12 protein-coding genes are annotated in these 17,092 nt (G+C 37.6%); all 12 read right to left on the bottom strand.

The features are described from left to right. Positions 1-41 precede the first annotated feature (41 nt). The gene (locus DQM45_RS02410; RefSeq protein WP_003084925.1) at positions 42-2,639 is read right to left on the bottom strand and encodes a TrlF family AAA-like ATPase; all 2,598 of its coding nucleotides are present in this window, start codon (positions 2,637-2,639) and stop codon (positions 42-44) included. 82 nt (positions 2,640-2,721) lie between these two features. After that, positions 2,722-3,651 (bottom strand): 3-oxoacyl-[acyl-carrier-protein] synthase III C-terminal domain-containing protein, encoded by a 930-nt coding sequence (locus tag DQM45_RS02405; RefSeq protein WP_003082830.1) that lies wholly within the window; start codon positions 3,649-3,651, stop codon positions 2,722-2,724. Beyond that, the gene (locus DQM45_RS02400) at positions 3,632-4,930 is read right to left on the bottom strand and encodes a F390 synthetase-related protein (protein WP_003084346.1); all 1,299 of its coding nucleotides are present in this window, start codon (positions 4,928-4,930) and stop codon (positions 3,632-3,634) included. Before DQM45_RS02400 ends, DQM45_RS02405 begins: the two co-directional genes overlap by 20 nt. Continuing rightward, the gene (locus tag DQM45_RS02395; protein WP_081461247.1) at positions 4,923-5,726 is read right to left on the bottom strand and encodes an MBL fold metallo-hydrolase; all 804 of its coding nucleotides are present in this window, start codon (positions 5,724-5,726) and stop codon (positions 4,923-4,925) included. The genes DQM45_RS02400 and DQM45_RS02395 overlap by 8 nt, the downstream gene beginning before the upstream one ends. Continuing rightward, a complete protein-coding gene (locus DQM45_RS02390; protein WP_003085829.1) occupies positions 5,704-6,690 on the bottom strand; it encodes an NAD-dependent epimerase/dehydratase family protein in 987 nt (328 codons plus the stop codon). The genes DQM45_RS02395 and DQM45_RS02390 overlap by 23 nt, the downstream gene beginning before the upstream one ends. Then, entirely contained in the window at positions 6,691-8,256 is a 1,566-nt protein-coding gene (locus DQM45_RS02385; RefSeq protein ID WP_003085500.1) for a hypothetical protein, read from the bottom strand. Next, complete coding sequence (locus DQM45_RS02380; RefSeq protein WP_003083606.1) at positions 8,243-9,382, bottom strand: ATP-grasp domain-containing protein; 1,140 nt, start codon at positions 9,380-9,382, stop codon at positions 8,243-8,245. Before DQM45_RS02380 ends, DQM45_RS02385 begins: the two co-directional genes overlap by 14 nt. 293 nt (positions 9,383-9,675) lie before the next feature. After that, positions 9,676-10,896: an ATP-binding protein gene (locus DQM45_RS02375; RefSeq protein ID WP_003085405.1), complete on the bottom strand. Its 1,221-nt coding sequence runs from the start codon at positions 10,894-10,896 to the stop codon at positions 9,676-9,678. 277 nt (positions 10,897-11,173) lie between these two features. Further along, positions 11,174-12,238, bottom strand: a complete 1,065-nt coding sequence (locus DQM45_RS02370; protein ID WP_003083404.1) for a hypothetical protein — start codon at positions 12,236-12,238, stop codon at positions 11,174-11,176. Between the two features lie 635 nt (positions 12,239-12,873). Continuing rightward, on the bottom strand, positions 12,874-15,525 hold the full coding sequence (locus DQM45_RS02365) for a valine--tRNA ligase (protein ID WP_003085117.1): 2,652 nt from the start codon (positions 15,523-15,525) through the stop codon (positions 12,874-12,876). Positions 15,526-15,600: 75 nt separating this feature from the next. Beyond that, positions 15,601-16,161, bottom strand: coding sequence for a hypothetical protein (locus tag DQM45_RS02360; RefSeq protein WP_003083166.1), 561 nt, complete (start codon positions 16,159-16,161; stop codon positions 15,601-15,603). After that, positions 16,158-16,742, bottom strand: a complete 585-nt coding sequence (locus DQM45_RS02355; protein WP_003083765.1) for a GNAT family N-acetyltransferase — start codon at positions 16,740-16,742, stop codon at positions 16,158-16,160. Before DQM45_RS02355 ends, DQM45_RS02360 begins: the two co-directional genes overlap by 4 nt. Positions 16,743-17,092 lie beyond the last annotated feature (350 nt).

Genomic DNA, 17,092 nt, shown 5'->3' with positions numbered 1-17,092 from the left:
AACTAGTATTTTATCAAATCAATAAATTAAGATATATTGTTTTATCTCAAAACCCTTTGATGTATATTGTATTTGTTTTCGCGCTTGAGAAAAGCTGTTTGACCACCTTCTAAAATATCACAAACATGTTCTTTAATGCTGAATTTTTGTAATATATAATTACTTTCAGGTTTTCTAATTGAACTTTCCAAGGATCCATTAATATAATCAAATGTTAATCCATTTTCATTTTGCGAATTATTGGAATCCTTATTTGCAACAATAATGTTTTCACAGTCACCTGTCACAACAATATTTGGATTATGTGTTACAAGAATTATTTGTCGATTCAATTTTGTTTTCTTTATATATGTTGTCAACTCACTATAAATAGCACGATTATCTAAACTATCCTCTGGTTGATCAATTAATACTGGAATTTTACTTTCTGAATAATCAAGAATCAATTTTAACACAATAAAAGACTTCTTACCTGGTGACATTTGATCGAATTTATCATTTTGATATTCTATATCAAAATGATAATGATAAAAATTTTTATTTAAAAAATACTCTAGATGCGAAAAATGATTTTTATTACCGTTAAAAACCAATGAATTATCATCAAAAATGCTATCAACTACAGAATCAAAATCAGAATACATGTTTTCAATAAATAACTGTTTCGAATTTCCTCTTCCATTGATGTAGTCAAACTCAGCATATAGATCACACAAAGAAAATTTAATTGAAATGGTTAAATCATCTTCTTCATTTATTTTGAAAGAATTTTGTAAATCTTCTCTATATTTTGTATATTCCTTATACTTATCAATAATTTCTTTTTTAATATCTTTTTCCTCTTGGACTAATTGTTGTTTTTTATTTTCAAATGCATTTATTTCTGACAATATGTGATACTCTAATTTTATCAATTCTTCAAGCTTTAATATCTCAAAATTTTTTTCAAGATATTTATTATATTTTTGAATTAATGAATCGTTTTCTAATTCCTGAATTATTTTTGTATTTTCAATTAATTTTCGATTTAATTTATTTTTTAAAACAAATAATTCTGAACTAAATTTATCTGCAATTAAATTTTTGATATCTTCAATAATACTATTAATTTTTGTTTGCAAATCATTTGACGGGTTCAAAAAATTTTCAATAATGAAATTAGTATCTGAAAGTTGTAAATTATTAACGATGTTTAAATCATCATCGAGATTTTTATTTTCTTTAATTAGATGATCTAAAAGTTTTCTTTTTTCTTCTACTAAAACCCTTTCATCGTCTTTAAAAGAATCGAATTCTAACAGTTCTTTCTTTTTATTTTCATAAGCTTCAATTCTGGCTTCAGTGAGTCCTTTTTCTGCTTCTGGTGAAATTAATTCTTCTTGAAATCTCATATTTTCTTTGAAGCCATGAATCAGATTCTTTATTTCTCGTTGTAAATTACTACATTTCATTTCATAGTTTCTAAGTTGGAAATCAATTCCTTTCGATTGAATTATTTCCCCAACTAATGATTTTAACTTCTCATTATCTTTTGCTAAAGAAAACATATATTCTTGAGGAATATAATGTATTTTTCGTGAATCATCTTCTTTACCATCTCTCCAATAGACTTTAAAATTATCAATATCTTCAAAATAATAATTACCAACATCTACTGTATTTCCAAGTTTTTTAGCAATAGAATTTAATAAAGTTGATTTTCCAGTTGATCGGCCACCAATGATTGAATTTAAATTTTCAGATAAAAATAATTTTTTACCTTTATATTCTATATAGTCAATTACAAGTTCATCTTTTTTTAATGATGGTTTTTCTTTGTCTAAACAAATTCGAAATTCTGGTTCATACTTTATCTGCTTTAATCCTTCAAAAGTTAAATCAGATTTTATCCAAGAATATTTTTTTCCGATTTTTTCTATAGAATGTGCATCCGAAGACTGTAAAAGTGGTCTTACATACTTACTCCCGAGCCAAAATTCTCTATCTTTCTTGAGATTATTATGTTTACATTTCTTATCTGAACAGGTTTTCGGATCATTACAGCTGGAATGTATAATAAAGTCAGAATTTACACAAATATTTTCATAAACTGCCTGATTTTTAGAATCCTTATCACTAGTTGCACTACCATGTCCCCTCGAAAGAAAACCTTTTAGATATCTACCATTTAGTTCTTTATCACTACTCAATACTTTTATCAAATCATTAAATGAAACATTAGCCAGTTTTTCAACTTCATTATATGTAAGTGTATTAAATGATTTTTCAGTGCTTCCTATATTTGCTTTTAATTGCCCTAATAGATTTTTTATTATTTGATCATCTAATAATGGATCAAATATAACATGATAATCAAATAATTGATCTTCTTTATTTATGTTAGAAAGTCTAACTTCAAGGTTTAAGAAAGTAACTACTCCAAATCTTTCTAATTTCCGTTTTAGTTCAAAATCATTTTCTGTAAAATTGAAATAGTTCGTTAATCCTATTACATCTATTTTTTCATCTTTTATTTTTTTGATAAATTTATCAATATCTGGCGATCCATCTTCAATTTTTTCAAAATTATTATTTAAAATTGTAAATGGGGAATGTATATGTAAATCCCATTTTTTATATTCTGAACCTCTATTTATCACAACATTGTTCCTCTCTTCTAATCAAATAATTAAATAATTAAATAATTAAATAAATTGAAATTTTATATCATATCCTATCCCCCTACACCTTCAGCAACATTATATTAGCTGTCAATCCTGCTGCGGTGCCCATGAGGGCGATGGTTTGGCCGGGGTGGATCATTTGATTGTCTAGGGCGTAGGCTAGGGCGAAGGGGACTGAGACGGAAACCATGTTGCCGTAGTCTTTGACGATGTCGAGGTATTGGTCTTGGCGCAGTCCCATTTTTTTTATGATGAGTGGTAGGGCCTTGCTGGCTTGGTGGGGGATGGCGAAGTCGATGTCGGCTGTGGTCATCTGGTTTTTGGTCAGCAGTTTGGTCATTAGGGCCGGGATTTTCTTGGCTGATAGGGACAGGATGCGGCGTCCTTTCATGTCAAATTGGTAGTCGCTGGCTTTTTCAGCCACGAAATATTGGGGTGGGAGGCTGGTCAATCCGCCTCGGATTTCCGTGTCATGTGCCCCTTCGGACCAGGTGGCTTGGATAGCATCGATGATGCCTTTGTCTTCTTGGCTTTTTTCGATGATGAAAGCTGCCGCGCCATCTCCAAAGAGCTCATAAGACTCTATTTGGTCTGGGTTCAGCCCTTGGGAGCCAACTTCACTGGAGACAATCAGCACGCGCTGGTAGCGCCCTGCTTCAATCAAGTAGGAGATGGTATCCAGGGCGGTGATAAAGCTGGTGCAGGTAGAATTAATATCCAATGCTGGGATATCTGTGCCCAGGGCAATTTGTTCGTGAATCAAAGCTGCGGTGCAGGGAATAGGCTGAATGCCGACAGCGCTAGCTGAGACAATACAATCAATATCAGATATCAAGAGTTTGGCATTGGCTAAGGCTTTTTGGCAGGCTTCAACGGCTAGGGGCAACTGCTCCTTGCTATTGGCCACACGGAAACGGCGTTGGTCACCGAAGGTGATGCTGTCTGCTGGTAGGGCAGTCCCGTAACCTTTAATCGATACTTTTCTCATAACATTCGTTCACTTTCTCTTTAGGCATGGCTTGGATGATGCGGCGTAATTTTTGCTTATGAGGCTTGCTGTAAGCTGAAAATTGAAGCGTAAAGGGCTTGAATTCTTGCAGCGCAGCCAGGGACTGGAAGGCCTTCTCCAAATCTTCTTTTTTGTCAAAATGGGAAAGACCAAGGTCCAGCTGGTCTAGGCTTAGCTGACGGACTTGGTAGTCCCCTTCGAAGCCTGATTGCAGAAAACACCTTCTGATAAAATCAGGATAGATTAGGGCGACACTGCCGTCCCTTTTTTCTCCGAAGAAGAGGTCATCTGAGCGACCTTCAATTTTCTCAATAGCCATCAGGGGACTGCCACAGGGACAGGCCTCTTCTTTGATTTGCAAGATGTCATTGAGCCGGTAATTGATTATTGGCTGACTCTTGCGCAAAAGGTCAGTAATAATGGGGTAAAAGCGTTTATCATCCAGCCATTCTTGACCGATAATCAAGACGTCCTCATTGAGGTGTAAGGTCCCCTGAGGGCAGGTATAGCCAAGAAAGCCCTCGGTAGCTTGATAAATCTGGTGGATGACCTCTTGTTTGAAGGCTGATTGAATAACCTTGCGGTCGCCATCCTCCAGAATTTCTGCCACCGATATCACCTTATGCGGTGCGATGCTGAGTTGATTCTTGCTTTGCAGATGGGCTAGTTGCAGTAAGACTGATGCGGGTGCAACCAAGATACTAGGCTGCAGATCATTGAGTCGCTGGATATGTGTACTCAAGTCTCTTTCCATGTCAAAATAGGCCAAAGAAAGCAGAGGCGAATCAACCGTTTGATAGAGTTTGTTGTCGGCTCTAAGGAAAAAGGCGATTTTGTGGGGGAAGAGTTTTCCTTGGGGCAATACCTTGGCTAAGATCGTTGCGGCCCAAATCACCCGTTCTTTTTCCTGGGTCAGAAAGATGCCTCTATTACCCGAGGTGCCAGAGGAAAGCCCGACAGCAAGACCAGCCTCGTGCTGAGTGAATTGACGACTCTCTTCTTCTTGCAGTGCTAAAGCAAAAGCCTTGTCCTTGGTCATACCAACGGTGTTCAGTTGATCAAAATTTTCCATCATGAAGGCCTTGTCCATGAGAAAAGCTTCAGACAAACCATGCTCCCTAAAATAAGGAGATTCCTTTTGCATAAAAGCGATTTGTTCTTGCCAGAGCTTCTCCTGCCTTAACAAAAGGGCTCCTTCCGTTTTGGGCGCAAACCAGCGGGCTTTGATAAAAGTTTTTAAAAATAAGAGACTATTCATGCAAAATCCTCCGAATATTTTGAGGGTCCTCATGGCTGACCAAGACTTCAATGCCTTGTTTTTGAATGTCTTTTAGAAGTTCAATACTGTTTTGATAGGCCTTGAAATCGGACTGAATCAGTCTGGGAATGGTTCGCATGCGGTCAATCTTATCCAACATATCGGTCCGCCAAACTGTATCGGCTGCTAAAAAGAGCTTTTTCTCCGGTAAATGCAAACAGAGTTGCCCTTTTGCATGACCATCCAGAGAATAAGCCATGATGGAAGCATCCATAAGAAAATCTAAGCACTTTTGCCCTGGCAAGAGACTAGAATCTGTCGGAAAATCTAAGACTTGCAGACGTTTATCAAAATCTTCTGGAAAGTATTCCTGAAAAATCAGTTCGCGAAACTTAGGTTTTAAGTAGCATTGATAAGCCTTTCGACTCAGATAGAAGTCAGCATTTGGAAAAAGTTTCAAGCATCCAATATGATCAGGGTGCAGGTGTGAAATAATGATATGATTAATGTGACTGACTTTAATATCTAGCTTTTCTAATTGTCTATCAATACAATCTTCCCTTTTCAGATGAATGGGATTAGGGAGACGATATAAGAGATATTTGAGTTTTTTACTTGAAGCGACATCGACAGCGTAGCCGGTATCATAAAGAATATAGCCTAAGTCCTCATGATTAATCAGAAAAACACCCGCCGGAAAGAGCACTTCTTTTTTGGGCACCCCTTTAAAAATCATGCTCTCCTGATTAACACAGTAGCCACATTCAAAATACTTAAGACTTTTGATTTTTGACATAATTGTCAATTCCTTCCTCAAGGGTCATGATTGGTGCATAACCTAATTCTCCCTTAGCCTTTTCCACCGAAAGGGTCTGACTATAACGGACCAAATAATAAGTATAAAGGGTCATCCGTGGCTCCCCCTTGAGCTTTAAGCCCTTATAGAGCCACTCCAAAAAGGCTGCCGCACCGTAGACCGGCTGCGCCGGTATCTTGCGAAAATGAACAGGCTGACCCAATTGCTTAAAGAAATAGCTGACCAAGTCTTTAAAGACCATGGGTTGGTCATTCGTAATATTGTAAACCTGATGAATTGCCAGTGGATTTTCCAGCATCAAGCCAATCGCATAGGCCACATTTTCCGCACAGGTCAAATCAATCTGGTTCTGCCCACCATTTAAAAGCGGAATACCAATGGTTTTATTGATTTCCAATAAGCGTGGAATGATGCTGGAATCACCCACCCCAAAAATGCCACGAGGTCTGATAATCACATAAGGCAAATTAGGATAGTCCTTGAAGAGTTGCTCGGACATGAGCTTACTCTTGATATAGTTGTTAAGCTCATTCTGCTTAGGCGCAGCATCCTCCGTCACCCTAAGCTGATCCTTGGCAGAGGCATAAATGCTGGGCGAAGACACATAAACCAAGCGCGACACCTGCTTCTTCTGGGCATAATGCAAAATATTCTTAGTTCCCAGCACATTACTCCTGTAGAAGGCATCCCATTCTCCCCAAACCGTGGAAAGCGCCGCGGCGTGGATAATTTTCGTAATTGGATAGGCAAAAACCTTCTCCAAATCGACCACCTTGGTGATGTCTCCCTCAATGAAGGTCACGTTTTCACGCTCCAAGGCTTGACCTTTAGCCACATTTCGACCCATGGCCAGAACCTGATAATTACGCTTGAGGCACTCATCAATCAAATAAGAGCCCAAAAACCCGGTCGCCCCGGTAATCAAAACTAAATCTTTCATCATTTATAATCCTTTTTTGACAAGCATGGGACCGTAATAATGCTGACAGGTCCAAGCCAAAAGCTGCCAGGCCGCCCGCCGATACCAAGGCAGATGATCCACATAAACAGCCGTATATTCCAAAGTGGGTTTAGCCCCACGGTTCTTTTTAAAATCAGGTGCCCCCGCAGACAAGTTCTGCTTAAAGCCCTTTTCCAGACAATATTGGGTAATGAAGATAGACAAACGACGGTAGAGCCCCTCTGATTGTGCAAGCTCCGTCCTGTAACCCAAGAGAGGTGCAGTAAGAATCCCCTCTTCCTCAATCAGACCAAGACAGCCACAAGCCTGACCGGTCTGATTTTCCATTAGAAAGATAGTTATGGCCCCCTCTCTAACCAGTTCTTGCAAGAAAAGCGCTGTGAACTGAACATTAGAAGCTGAGTATTTGTCTAAATAGAGCTGATTGTAGAGGGAAATGACTGATTGAAAGTCGGAGAAAGTGGTTGGGGTGGTGCCAACTGATGAAGAATCAGGTGAAGAATCAGGTATGGAATTTGGCGAGAAATTAGGCGAGACATTAGGTAAGGAGTTAGGAAAGCTATCAAGCGAAGAATCATCGTCTAATTTTCTGAATTTATAACAACCATCTTCCAATAGTTTCAAATCGCGTTTACTATCTCGTTTTTTGAGAGCCTGCTCCGGTTGGTCAATCAGATAAATTTGGCGATTGACTAAAAGATGAGCTCTTGTGTTTTTCTCTAATTTTTCTATATAGGAGTCATGATGTGCTTTATTGAGCGAGCGTATCATCAAAGCTGAATTGGGATAAGCCTGTTTAGCCTTAGCAAACAAGTCAGTCGGATCCAAATCCAAAAATTCTTTAGACAAAAGACTGGTTGTCAAACAAGCATTGTCCAACCCAACAATGTCATCCATTTTAAAGAAGTCAATAAAGTGTTCCAGAACTATAATTAATAATTTAGTGACAACTTTAGAAATTCCTTTTAATTTTGACAATTCATCATAACCTGCCCCTACTATCATACTTTTGAGTGAAACAGTCCAGGTATTGTCCTGAGCTTGGTGATTGACGGAGCAAGGGAGTTTGATAGAGGATTTAGTTGATGGTTTGTGATTTGAATCACTGTTCTGATTGGTTGTTAGATTTTCAGAATTGCTAACGAACGAGTTCTTATTGTCAGACTTTATTAGTTGTGAATTCTTATTGTCTGAACTTGCAAGGTATGGATCTTTAGTGTCATAATTTGCCATCAAACTGTTTTCATCTTCTGAATTTGTAATACCTATTTTGCCATTTTCTGTAATTTTTAGGGCGTCGTTACCATTTTCTGAACTTGTAAGATCAACATTTTTATCTACAGAATTTGTAAGACTTGAATGCTCATTGACTGGACTTGTTAGTTCGACCGTCTCATTTTCTGAAACTGTTGTCTCTTCCGTCTCATTTTCTGATTTTGCCATCGTCTCAATCTCTAATAGCTCGATTGGAATTGTCAGGTTCCTAATAAGGGCTTGACTACCATATTTCTGGCTCAATGCCTGGAGGCTGCGGCTAAAGTGTGACATCTTTTTGTCCTGCCTCTCCATCGTATTGGATATCATCTGTGCTGGCCTGGGTCAGGCTGATTTTTTTCACTGCGGCGATTTTAGTGAATTCTGCCAGCGCAGCTATGAGGTGGTGCATTGGTACACCTTTTAATATACTCTCTGAACGTTTTTTGTCTCTCATCAGCTCTGCTATTTTCCCTTGCCCTAGTGCTTGCAAGCCAAAGAGGAAATACAGTCCTTTTCCCATGCTTTTAACGGGTAATTCCCCTGTTTCAGTATAGCGGATTCCTGCTTCTTCTATTCTTAATCCTTCCGAAAGGAGATGAAGGCCACTGGTTGCTCGAGGGTTACACTCTAGAAGGTAGATGTCCTGCCCATTGTCGATAAAATCAAAAGCAATTTGTCCATGGTAATTTGTTCGAGCGACAAAATCGCAAACAAAGGCATTTATTCTAGGCTCGTCATAGGCTTCAAAATATGAAGATGCCGAACCATTCAAGCAGTATTGTGCTTGGTAGACAACTTGAGCTACTACTTCGCCATGATGACAGATGGCATAGGAGCAGAGATTTTGACCATTGATTTTCTCTTGCTGCACCCATGGATAGCTGGAAGAGATTGGCTTAATTTCATAAGATTCATTATTAATATCTCTTATGACCTCCTTTCCAAAACGGGAAAAGACGGGTTTGAGAATGGTTGAGGATAGTTGAGTTTGATCCAAATCTGTCCAGGATTCTAATAATTTAGTTTTGGGATAAACTATGCCAACTGGGTTCATAATGATTTGGTAAATAGCATATTTATGATGTAATTGAAAAATTAAGTCTTTATCAGGCATCAAGCATTTAGCTCGGTTGCTTTCAGATAAGGGCACCTGTTCCAGATAAAAGATATCTTCACAGGTGGGAATAACTAAATCCATTTGTTCAATTAAGGCAGTCATGGCTTTGGCATAGGCTTTAAAGTCATAACGAGGACCAGCAATTTTATGATAAATAGGTCTTAGTCCTTGCTCATAAGTAAAAAAGGCCAAGGGCGATTCTAAACTATCTGTTAAATGTACCTCATGATTTGACCTAAGCGCTAGCCTTACCCAGTCAATGGTGACCGGTGCCCGAGGTGATGTAATCAAGACTTTCACTGCTATCCCTCAATATCCATAGAATTTCTTAATAATTCTAATTATATCATAGAATATTAGAGTAAATAAAGCGTTTACAGTCTTAAAAGGATAATTAGTTGTCCCATTGTGACCCATGTTAATGAATTACAAATCATCTTAAGAAATGAGATTATTGACAGAATTTTTAATTCACCTTCATATATTATTTGCATGTTTGTGCAAATAACTGTGATTGTTACCTATTATTTGTATGATTGTGCAAATAATTTTTCCTTAGACAGAAAAAGCCATCACATAGATGGCATGACTAGTTATGGTTTCATATTTCCCAATAGCCAATCAATAAGATTTACTTTCTCAATGCCTTCAAAATTGGCTTGGTTTTGAATCTTGTCTAATGTCAGCAGGTATTTTGGATACTGATCATTAATAGCTTGTAATGGTCTCAATTCTCTTTCCAAGGTTACTGGGTCCAAGGTGTTGAGACTAACTTGATAATAGGCATATGCCCCAAGGTCAGTTACAGCAACGAAATCGACTTCGTATTTATCAATATTGCCCACATAAACTTTATGGTAACGTCTCTTTAATTCTAGAAATACAATCGATTCAATCATATGCCCTAAATCTTCTTGGTGATCAGGTAATAATAAATTTCTAAATCCTAAATCGACGGGATAATATTTTTCTAGTCTTTGTAATAATGACCGACCTTTAACATCAAAGCGTGGTACGACATAAAAAAGCAGACTGTCTGTTAAGGTGTCCAAATAGTTATCCAATGCATGATGAGAAATTTGCGTTTGCTGACTGATAAGGGTGTTTCTGATTTTATTGGTTGAAACTTGACTACCAATACTGCTTAATAGTGTCCGGACAATTCTTTCAATCAAAACTGGACTTGGACTGCCTATTCTTGGAACAATATCATGTAAGAGGATTGAATTATATATCCCTTGTAGATAGTCAATTCTTTCCTGATAAGTTTCTGTCTGTAAGAGGTAAGGGAAAGCACTAAATAAGTAAGTATTAAATAGTTCTGTTTTACTCAATTGATTTCCTTGGAGCTCCATACCAGCAACATACTCACTAAATGATAAAGGCAAAACTTCTAACTGCACATAACGACCCGTCAAGTTTGTCGTTAATTGACTGGACATAAAATAGGCATTTGAGCCCGTTAAATAAAGATCTACATTTTCTTTAATAAAAAGACTATCAGCCACCAACTCAAACTGGTCGACATGTTGAACTTCATCAAGAAAGACGTAATTCATTTCATCTTCTGATAATCGATCCACAATATAATCATTGAGTACTTTAAAATCACGTAAATCAAAATAGGCTAGATCTTCAAAATTAATTGCAATAATTTGTTCTGGTTTTACACCAGAAGCCAAGAGCTCCTCTTTATAAAGCTGAAAAAGTACCGATTTACCTGCTCGCCTAACACCACTAACAACTTTAATTACTTGTTTCTCACGATGCCTATTTAAAAAGGCTTGATAGCTTGGTCTTTGAATATATTTCATTCGATTCACCTCAAAAACATTATATCACACCGTAAGATTATTTGCATGATTGTGCAAATAACTGTGATTTTTGCCTATTAATTGCACGTTCATGCAATTAAAAATAGAAAATCAATTTAATCTACACATGAGTATTGACTACAGGTAAAAATTAAACTTATTTATCAAAAATCAATAAAATCAATTCAAATAGAAGTTCAAAAAATCTATATTAATAAAAGCCAATCTCAATTATTTCATAAGTAATAATCAAAAAATACAATTATTTAAATCTAACCTAAAGATTATATGCTTCCTTAATTTTTGAAGGACTATTAATCAAATTTGGAGATCTTAAATACACGTCATCATAATTACTCTCAGAAATTTCATTAGTAGATAAAAAAATAAACATGTCGTCATTATACTGTGAGGTTAAATGATAGTTTGGAAATCGGATATTTAAAGTATCCACAACGTATTTTGAAACGATTTTTGATTTATTATCTATTAATTTTACGGAATATTTAATTTGGCACGGAGCATCCACTAATATATTAAATCTAATTTGATTAATTCCATCACTTAGTACTTGATTTATTCTAAAGGAAAAATTTAATTGATTATATGGTTGATATAACTCAACTATTGGAATTAAAGTTCGGTCTACTGGTGCACTACCACCCAAATTCAGAACAAACATTTTATTAGAGGAAAGGTATGGTATCTCAATAGTTGACAGAACTTTATCTTCTATATCATCTATTAAATCTAATTTGATTGACTGTTTGTAATCAGGTAGATTATTGGAAAAATAATTTAATAATCTTGGATCACTTAAATTTTTTGAAAATATTATTCTTATCTCCCCTTTTTTTAAAGCTTCTTGGTTTAATGAAAGAGTTTCAATAGTTTGAACTTCATCATCTTTTTTATTTATATAGTAAACTCTTGCACTTATACATCGGGATTTACTTGTTATATTTCCATTATTAAACACAACAAAATCGACAATTTGTTTAGGCATGTTAAATCCTCTTTGAATCAAAATATCCTCATAAAAATATTTACTGACTTTAATAACTTCAATAACTAAGTCACTTATTAATACATTATCTTTATTGTTGTTAATTATTATTTCATTCTCAACATAGTTCTTTAATTTCTTTAAATCATTTAAAACTGGTAAAGCATTACCTTGAAAAGTTTTAGGAACATTTCTAACATCAATTCTATTAATTATTACCTTTCCGCTAATTTTTTTCCAAAGCCAAATTACAGGAGAAATAACTCCAGCCGCCACTATACTTGCTATAACTCCATTAATAATGTTAGAAATATTCATAATCTCTTTAATATCCATATTTACCCCACAAAAATTTTTATTTATAAAATACAAATAGTCAAATAAAACATTAATTTGCTTTTTTATCTAATAAATCCAATTTTAATAAAATATCTCTACCCCTAAACAATAAAAAATTTATAAAGATAAACAATTTAAGGTTTTAGGATTTATAAATTACATACTTTAAATCAATAATACTAATTTCTATTTTAACAAATTTGTAAGCTGTATCAAATTTACTTTCTTAAAATTTATCAAAATCACTTCAATACGACTAAAAACCCTGTCGCTTAGACTGATGGTCTAGCGACAGGGCTCTTTTTTTATTATCACATCGACAAATAGATGTCAGAACTATAATTGTTCTAACATTCCACCCAGAGTTGAGACCAGGCAGTCCGATGCAGGCAGTACTGATAGTAGTGAAAGTCTGGCTCATTTTTATCAAAAGATTACTAAGTTAAATCCGTTAAAATCACTTCAATACGACAAAGAGCCCTATCGCTTAGACTGATGGTCTAGCGACAGGACTCCTTTTTTTTATCACATCGATAAATAGATGTCAGAACTATAATTGTTCTAACATTCCACCCAGAGTTGAGACCAGGCAGTCCGATGCAGACAGTACTGATAGTAGTGAATGATTTTAACTATTTAACAAGTTTATTCATTTCTACAATTCTCTCCTGAGTCGCATCAAATTTAGCCTGATAGTCGGCCTCTTTTTCGCGCTCTTTGGCTACGACTTCTGGTTTGGCGTTGGCAACGAAGCGTTCGTTGCTGAGTTTTTTGCCGACCATGTCTAGTTCTTTTTGCCATTTGGCCAATTCTTTGTCTAGGCGGGCTAACTCTTCGTCCACGTTGAGCAGGTCTGCTAGTGGCAGGTAGATTTCTGCGCCTGTGATGATGCTGGTCATGGCCATGTCTGGGGCTTGGAGGTCAGCTGAGATGTATAATTTTTCAGGGTTTGTAAAACGTCGGATGTAGTTTTCGTTGGCTTTGAAAAAGTCCTCTAGCTCTTTGTCTGACGTTTTAATCAAGATAGTGATGGCCTTGCTTGGTGCAACGTTCACCTCTGCACGCGCATTGCGGACAGCACGGATCAGGTCTTTCAAGCTCTCAACCCCGCGGTGGGCTACCGCATTCTCAAAAGCACCGTTAGCGACTGGGTAAGCTGCTGTAACGATTGAGCCTTGGGCATATTGAGCGAAGATTTCTTCGGTCACGAAAGGCATGATTGGGTGGAGCAGGCGCAAGATTTTGTCCAAGGTGTAAAGAAGGACTGAGCGGGTCATGACTTTTTCGTCTTCATTGTCAGAATAAAGCACTTCCTTAGTTAGCTCAACATACCAGTTGGCGAATTCTTCCCAAATGAAGTTGTACAAGATGTGGCCGGCAACACCGAACTCGAACTTGTCAAAGTTTTCGGTAACTTTGACAATAGTCTCATTGAGGTTGTGAAGAATCCATTGGTCTGTCACATTTCCTGCTTCTGAGGCTGCTACTTTAGCCACATTGTTTTCTGCTTCTTCAATTGTTAATCCTTCATTGTTCATGAGGATGTAACGGGAAATGTTCCAGATTTTGTTAATGAAGTTCCATGAGGCATCCATTTTTTCGTAAGAGAAACGAACGTCTTGGCCTGGGGCAGAGCCGTTTGATAGGAACCAACGTAAGCTATCTGCACCATATTTTTCAACAACATCCATTGGGTCAATACCGTTACCCAATGATTTAGACATTTTGCGGCCTTCTTCATCACGAATGAGTCCATGAATCAAAACATTTTGGAATGGGCGCTCATTAGTGAATTCAAGGGATTGGAAAATCATCCGTGATACCCAGAAAAAGATGATATCGTAACCTGTCACCAGTGTAGATGTTGGGAAGTAACGTTTGAAGTCTTCGGCATCTGTGTCAGGCCAACCCATGGTTGAAAATGGCCATAGGGCTGATGAGAACCAAGTGTCAAGGACATCTTCGTCCTGTTTCCAGCCATCACCTTCTGGTGCTTCTTCGCCAACGTATATGTCGCCTTCGGCATTGTACCAAGCTGGGATTTGATGTCCCCACCATAATTGGCGTGAGATAACCCAGTCATGGACATTTTCCATCCAGCTCATGAAAGTATCATTGAAGCGTGGTGGGTAGAAATCAACACGGTTGTCTGTGCCTTGGTTATCCATGGCTTGTTTAGCCAGTTCATCCATTTTAACAAACCATTGGGTTGATAAACGAGGCTCAACCACTGCACCAGAACGTTCTGAGTGACCGACTGAGTGAACACGTTTTTCGATGTTAACAAGGGCACCGAGTTCTTCTAATTTAGCAACGGTTGCTTTACGAGCTTCAAAACGGTCCATACCAGCAAATTCGCCAGCTAACTCGTTCATTGTCCCGTCGTCATTCATAACATTTACTTGTGGTAAGTTATGGCGTTGACCAACTAAGAAGTCATTAGGGTCATGGGCAGGTGTAATTTTAACAACACCTGTTCCAAATTCAGGGTCGGCATGTTCGTCACCGACGATTGGAATCAGTTTATTCACGATTGGTAAAACAACATTTTTACCGATCAAATCTTTATAACGAGGATCTTCCGGGTTAACGGCAACAGCCACGTCTCCGAACATGGTTTCTGGTCGAGTAGTTGCCACTTGTAAGCCGCGCGAGCCATCTTCCAACATATAAGTCATATGGTAAAAGGCACCTTCCACGTCTTTATGGATAACTTCGATGTCGGACAAAGCTGTGCGGGCAGCCGGATCCCAGTTGATGATGAACTCACCACGGTAAATCCATCCCTTTTTGTATAAGTCAACGAAAACCTTGCGTACCGCTTTAGAGAGGCCTTCGTCAAGGGTGAAACGTTCGCGTGAATAATCCACGGAAATCCCCATCTTACCCCATTGTTCTTTAATGGTAGCTGCATATTCGTCTTTCCATTCCCAAACCTTGTCTAGGAATTTTTCACGACCAAGGTCATAACGGGTGATGCCTTGTTCACGCAGACGTTCTTCAACTTTTGCTTGCGTCGCAATCCCCGCGTGGTCCATTCCAGGTAACCAAAGGGTATCAAAGCCTTGCATCCGTTTTTGACGGATAATAATATCTTGAAGGGTTGTGTCCCAAGCATGACCAAGGTGAAGTTTACCGGTTACGTTTGGTGGTGGGATAACGATTGAATAAGGTTTAGCTGTTTTATCGCCTGATGGCTTGAAAACATCTTCTTCCAACCACTTGTCGTAGCGACCTGCTTCAACTTCGGTTGGGTTGTATTTTGGTGATAGTTCTTTTGACATAATTGTCCTTTCTTAATTCATAAGAGATATTTGATATTTTCTGATGAGCTATTATAGAAATAAGAAAAATCTTTCTTAATATTCTATTTTCTTCATAACTTCCACTATTTCTGCCGCAACTTCTTGGGCACTTTTTTGGGTATTATTGATTTTGTAGTAATAGCGAAGCTTTTCTGGTGCTTCTTTACTGTTAAAAGTGACATAGTCCATAGTGCTGAGGATATCATTTTCTGACCAGGCAATATCTCTTTTAAAGGGTTTATGCCTCAGGCGATTTTCCGTTTTATTACGGACAAGCCGTTCTTCCAAGGAAGTTTCTAATTCTACAAAGAGAACTTCCTGATTTTCTGCTTCAAAAATATTTTGAAGAGTCTCTAAGAAGGCAACCTCAGTTGAGTCTCCAAAATCAATGACGATGGTAAAAATCATTGACCGCCCTATTTTGGCAAAAGTCTCAAAAAAGTCAAGACGAATCTTAGTAATCAAGTCCGTAGCATCTGTAGACCAAGGCATAAACTTAAGGACAAAGTCTATGGTTTCATGATTATGAAACAAGGTCAGCTCAGTCAGTTTAGCAACTTCTTGGCCGATAGTCATTTTGCCAGAAGCTTGCGCTCCTATTAAGACTAAATTCATAGGTACTTCGCCTCCCACTCACTCTTCAACAGGCCATAGCGCAAATCATCGCAACGGTGATTCTGAGCGTCTTTTCTATCGCGTACTCTTGCTTCTAGGGTAAAACCTAGTTTGTCAGCTACAGCCTGACTTTGTTTGTTATAGCTGTAGCAGGCCAATTCAATTTTGTGCAACTGTAATTTTGTGAAACCATATTCTAAAAGAGCTTCTGCTGCTTCAGGGACGATTCCCTGTCCCCAAAAGTCTGGGTGTAAGAGATAACCTATCTCAAAAACATCGTCCTCATGGCGGTGATTAAAATCGACAGAGCCAATGACCTTATCTTGACCCTTGAGCGTGATACAATACCCTGAGGGGAGTTTTTCTTTTTTTAGATTTTCTGGGTAAATGGTGCCCAGATAGTGAATTTCGTCTTCAATAGTTGCGACGGGGGGAAATCCAGCAGGATATGAGACCTCTGCCAACTTTGCAAAAGCAAAGATATCTTCCGCATCTGACAGGTGACGACCCCGAAGAATTAACCTTTTCGTCTCTATAGCTGGCAGTTGGTTATTTTCAAGCTCTCCTAGTATTTTTATCATTAACAACCTCTAACTTTCTAGGTATATTCTTTGATGACTTTGGTCGATAGTAGGATAGTGACATTGGAGTCAGCCAAAAAAACAGAAACTGTAAAACTAGTATAAGAAGGTTTAAGCATCATTTCCCTCCTATACAAAAAACCCCATCTAGCAATACTAGACAGGGACGAATTGATATATCCGCGGTACCACCCAAATTCAAATATCCTGAGACATTTGCAACTTTGTTATTCATAAGGTTTAGCCTCAGCAACACCATTTGACATCTGTACGGATTTCTCAACAACACCGCTTTCTGTAACAGATAAACTCATCTGGACTCTGATTACAATTATTCTAACAGATTAGCT

This window comes from Streptococcus porcinus, from assembly GCF_900475415.1.
GTDB classification, from domain to species: domain Bacteria; phylum Bacillota; class Bacilli; order Lactobacillales; family Streptococcaceae; genus Streptococcus; species Streptococcus porcinus.
The sequence above is the reverse complement of the archived record's forward strand: the minus strand, read 5'-3'. Positions and strand labels throughout refer to the sequence as shown.

Excerpts from the sequence above, each read along its gene's own strand:
- DQM45_RS02405 (WP_003082830.1), bottom strand. The coding sequence starts at position 3,651 with ATGAGAAAAGTATCGATTAAAGGTTACGGGACTGCCCTACCAGCAGAC.
- DQM45_RS02400 (WP_003084346.1), bottom strand. The coding sequence starts at position 4,930 with ATGAATAGTCTCTTATTTTTAAAAACTTTTATCAAAGCCCGCTGGTTT.
- DQM45_RS02395 (WP_081461247.1), bottom strand. The coding sequence starts at position 5,726 with ATGTCAAAAATCAAAAGTCTTAAGTATTTTGAATGTGGCTACTGTGTT.
- DQM45_RS02390 (WP_003085829.1), bottom strand. The coding sequence starts at position 6,690 with ATGATGAAAGATTTAGTTTTGATTACCGGGGCGACCGGGTTTTTGGGC.
- DQM45_RS02385 (WP_003085500.1), bottom strand. The coding sequence starts at position 8,256 with ATGTCACACTTTAGCCGCAGCCTCCAGGCATTGAGCCAGAAATATGGT.
- DQM45_RS02375 (WP_003085405.1), bottom strand. The coding sequence starts at position 10,896 with ATGAAATATATTCAAAGACCAAGCTATCAAGCCTTTTTAAATAGGCAT.
- DQM45_RS02370 (WP_003083404.1), bottom strand. The coding sequence starts at position 12,238 with ATGGATATTAAAGAGATTATGAATATTTCTAACATTATTAATGGAGTT.
- DQM45_RS02365 (WP_003085117.1), bottom strand. The coding sequence starts at position 15,525 with ATGTCAAAAGAACTATCACCAAAATACAACCCAACCGAAGTTGAAGCA.
- DQM45_RS02360 (WP_003083166.1), bottom strand. The coding sequence starts at position 16,161 with ATGAATTTAGTCTTAATAGGAGCGCAAGCTTCTGGCAAAATGACTATC.
- DQM45_RS02355 (WP_003083765.1), bottom strand. The coding sequence starts at position 16,742 with ATGATAAAAATACTAGGAGAGCTTGAAAATAACCAACTGCCAGCTATA.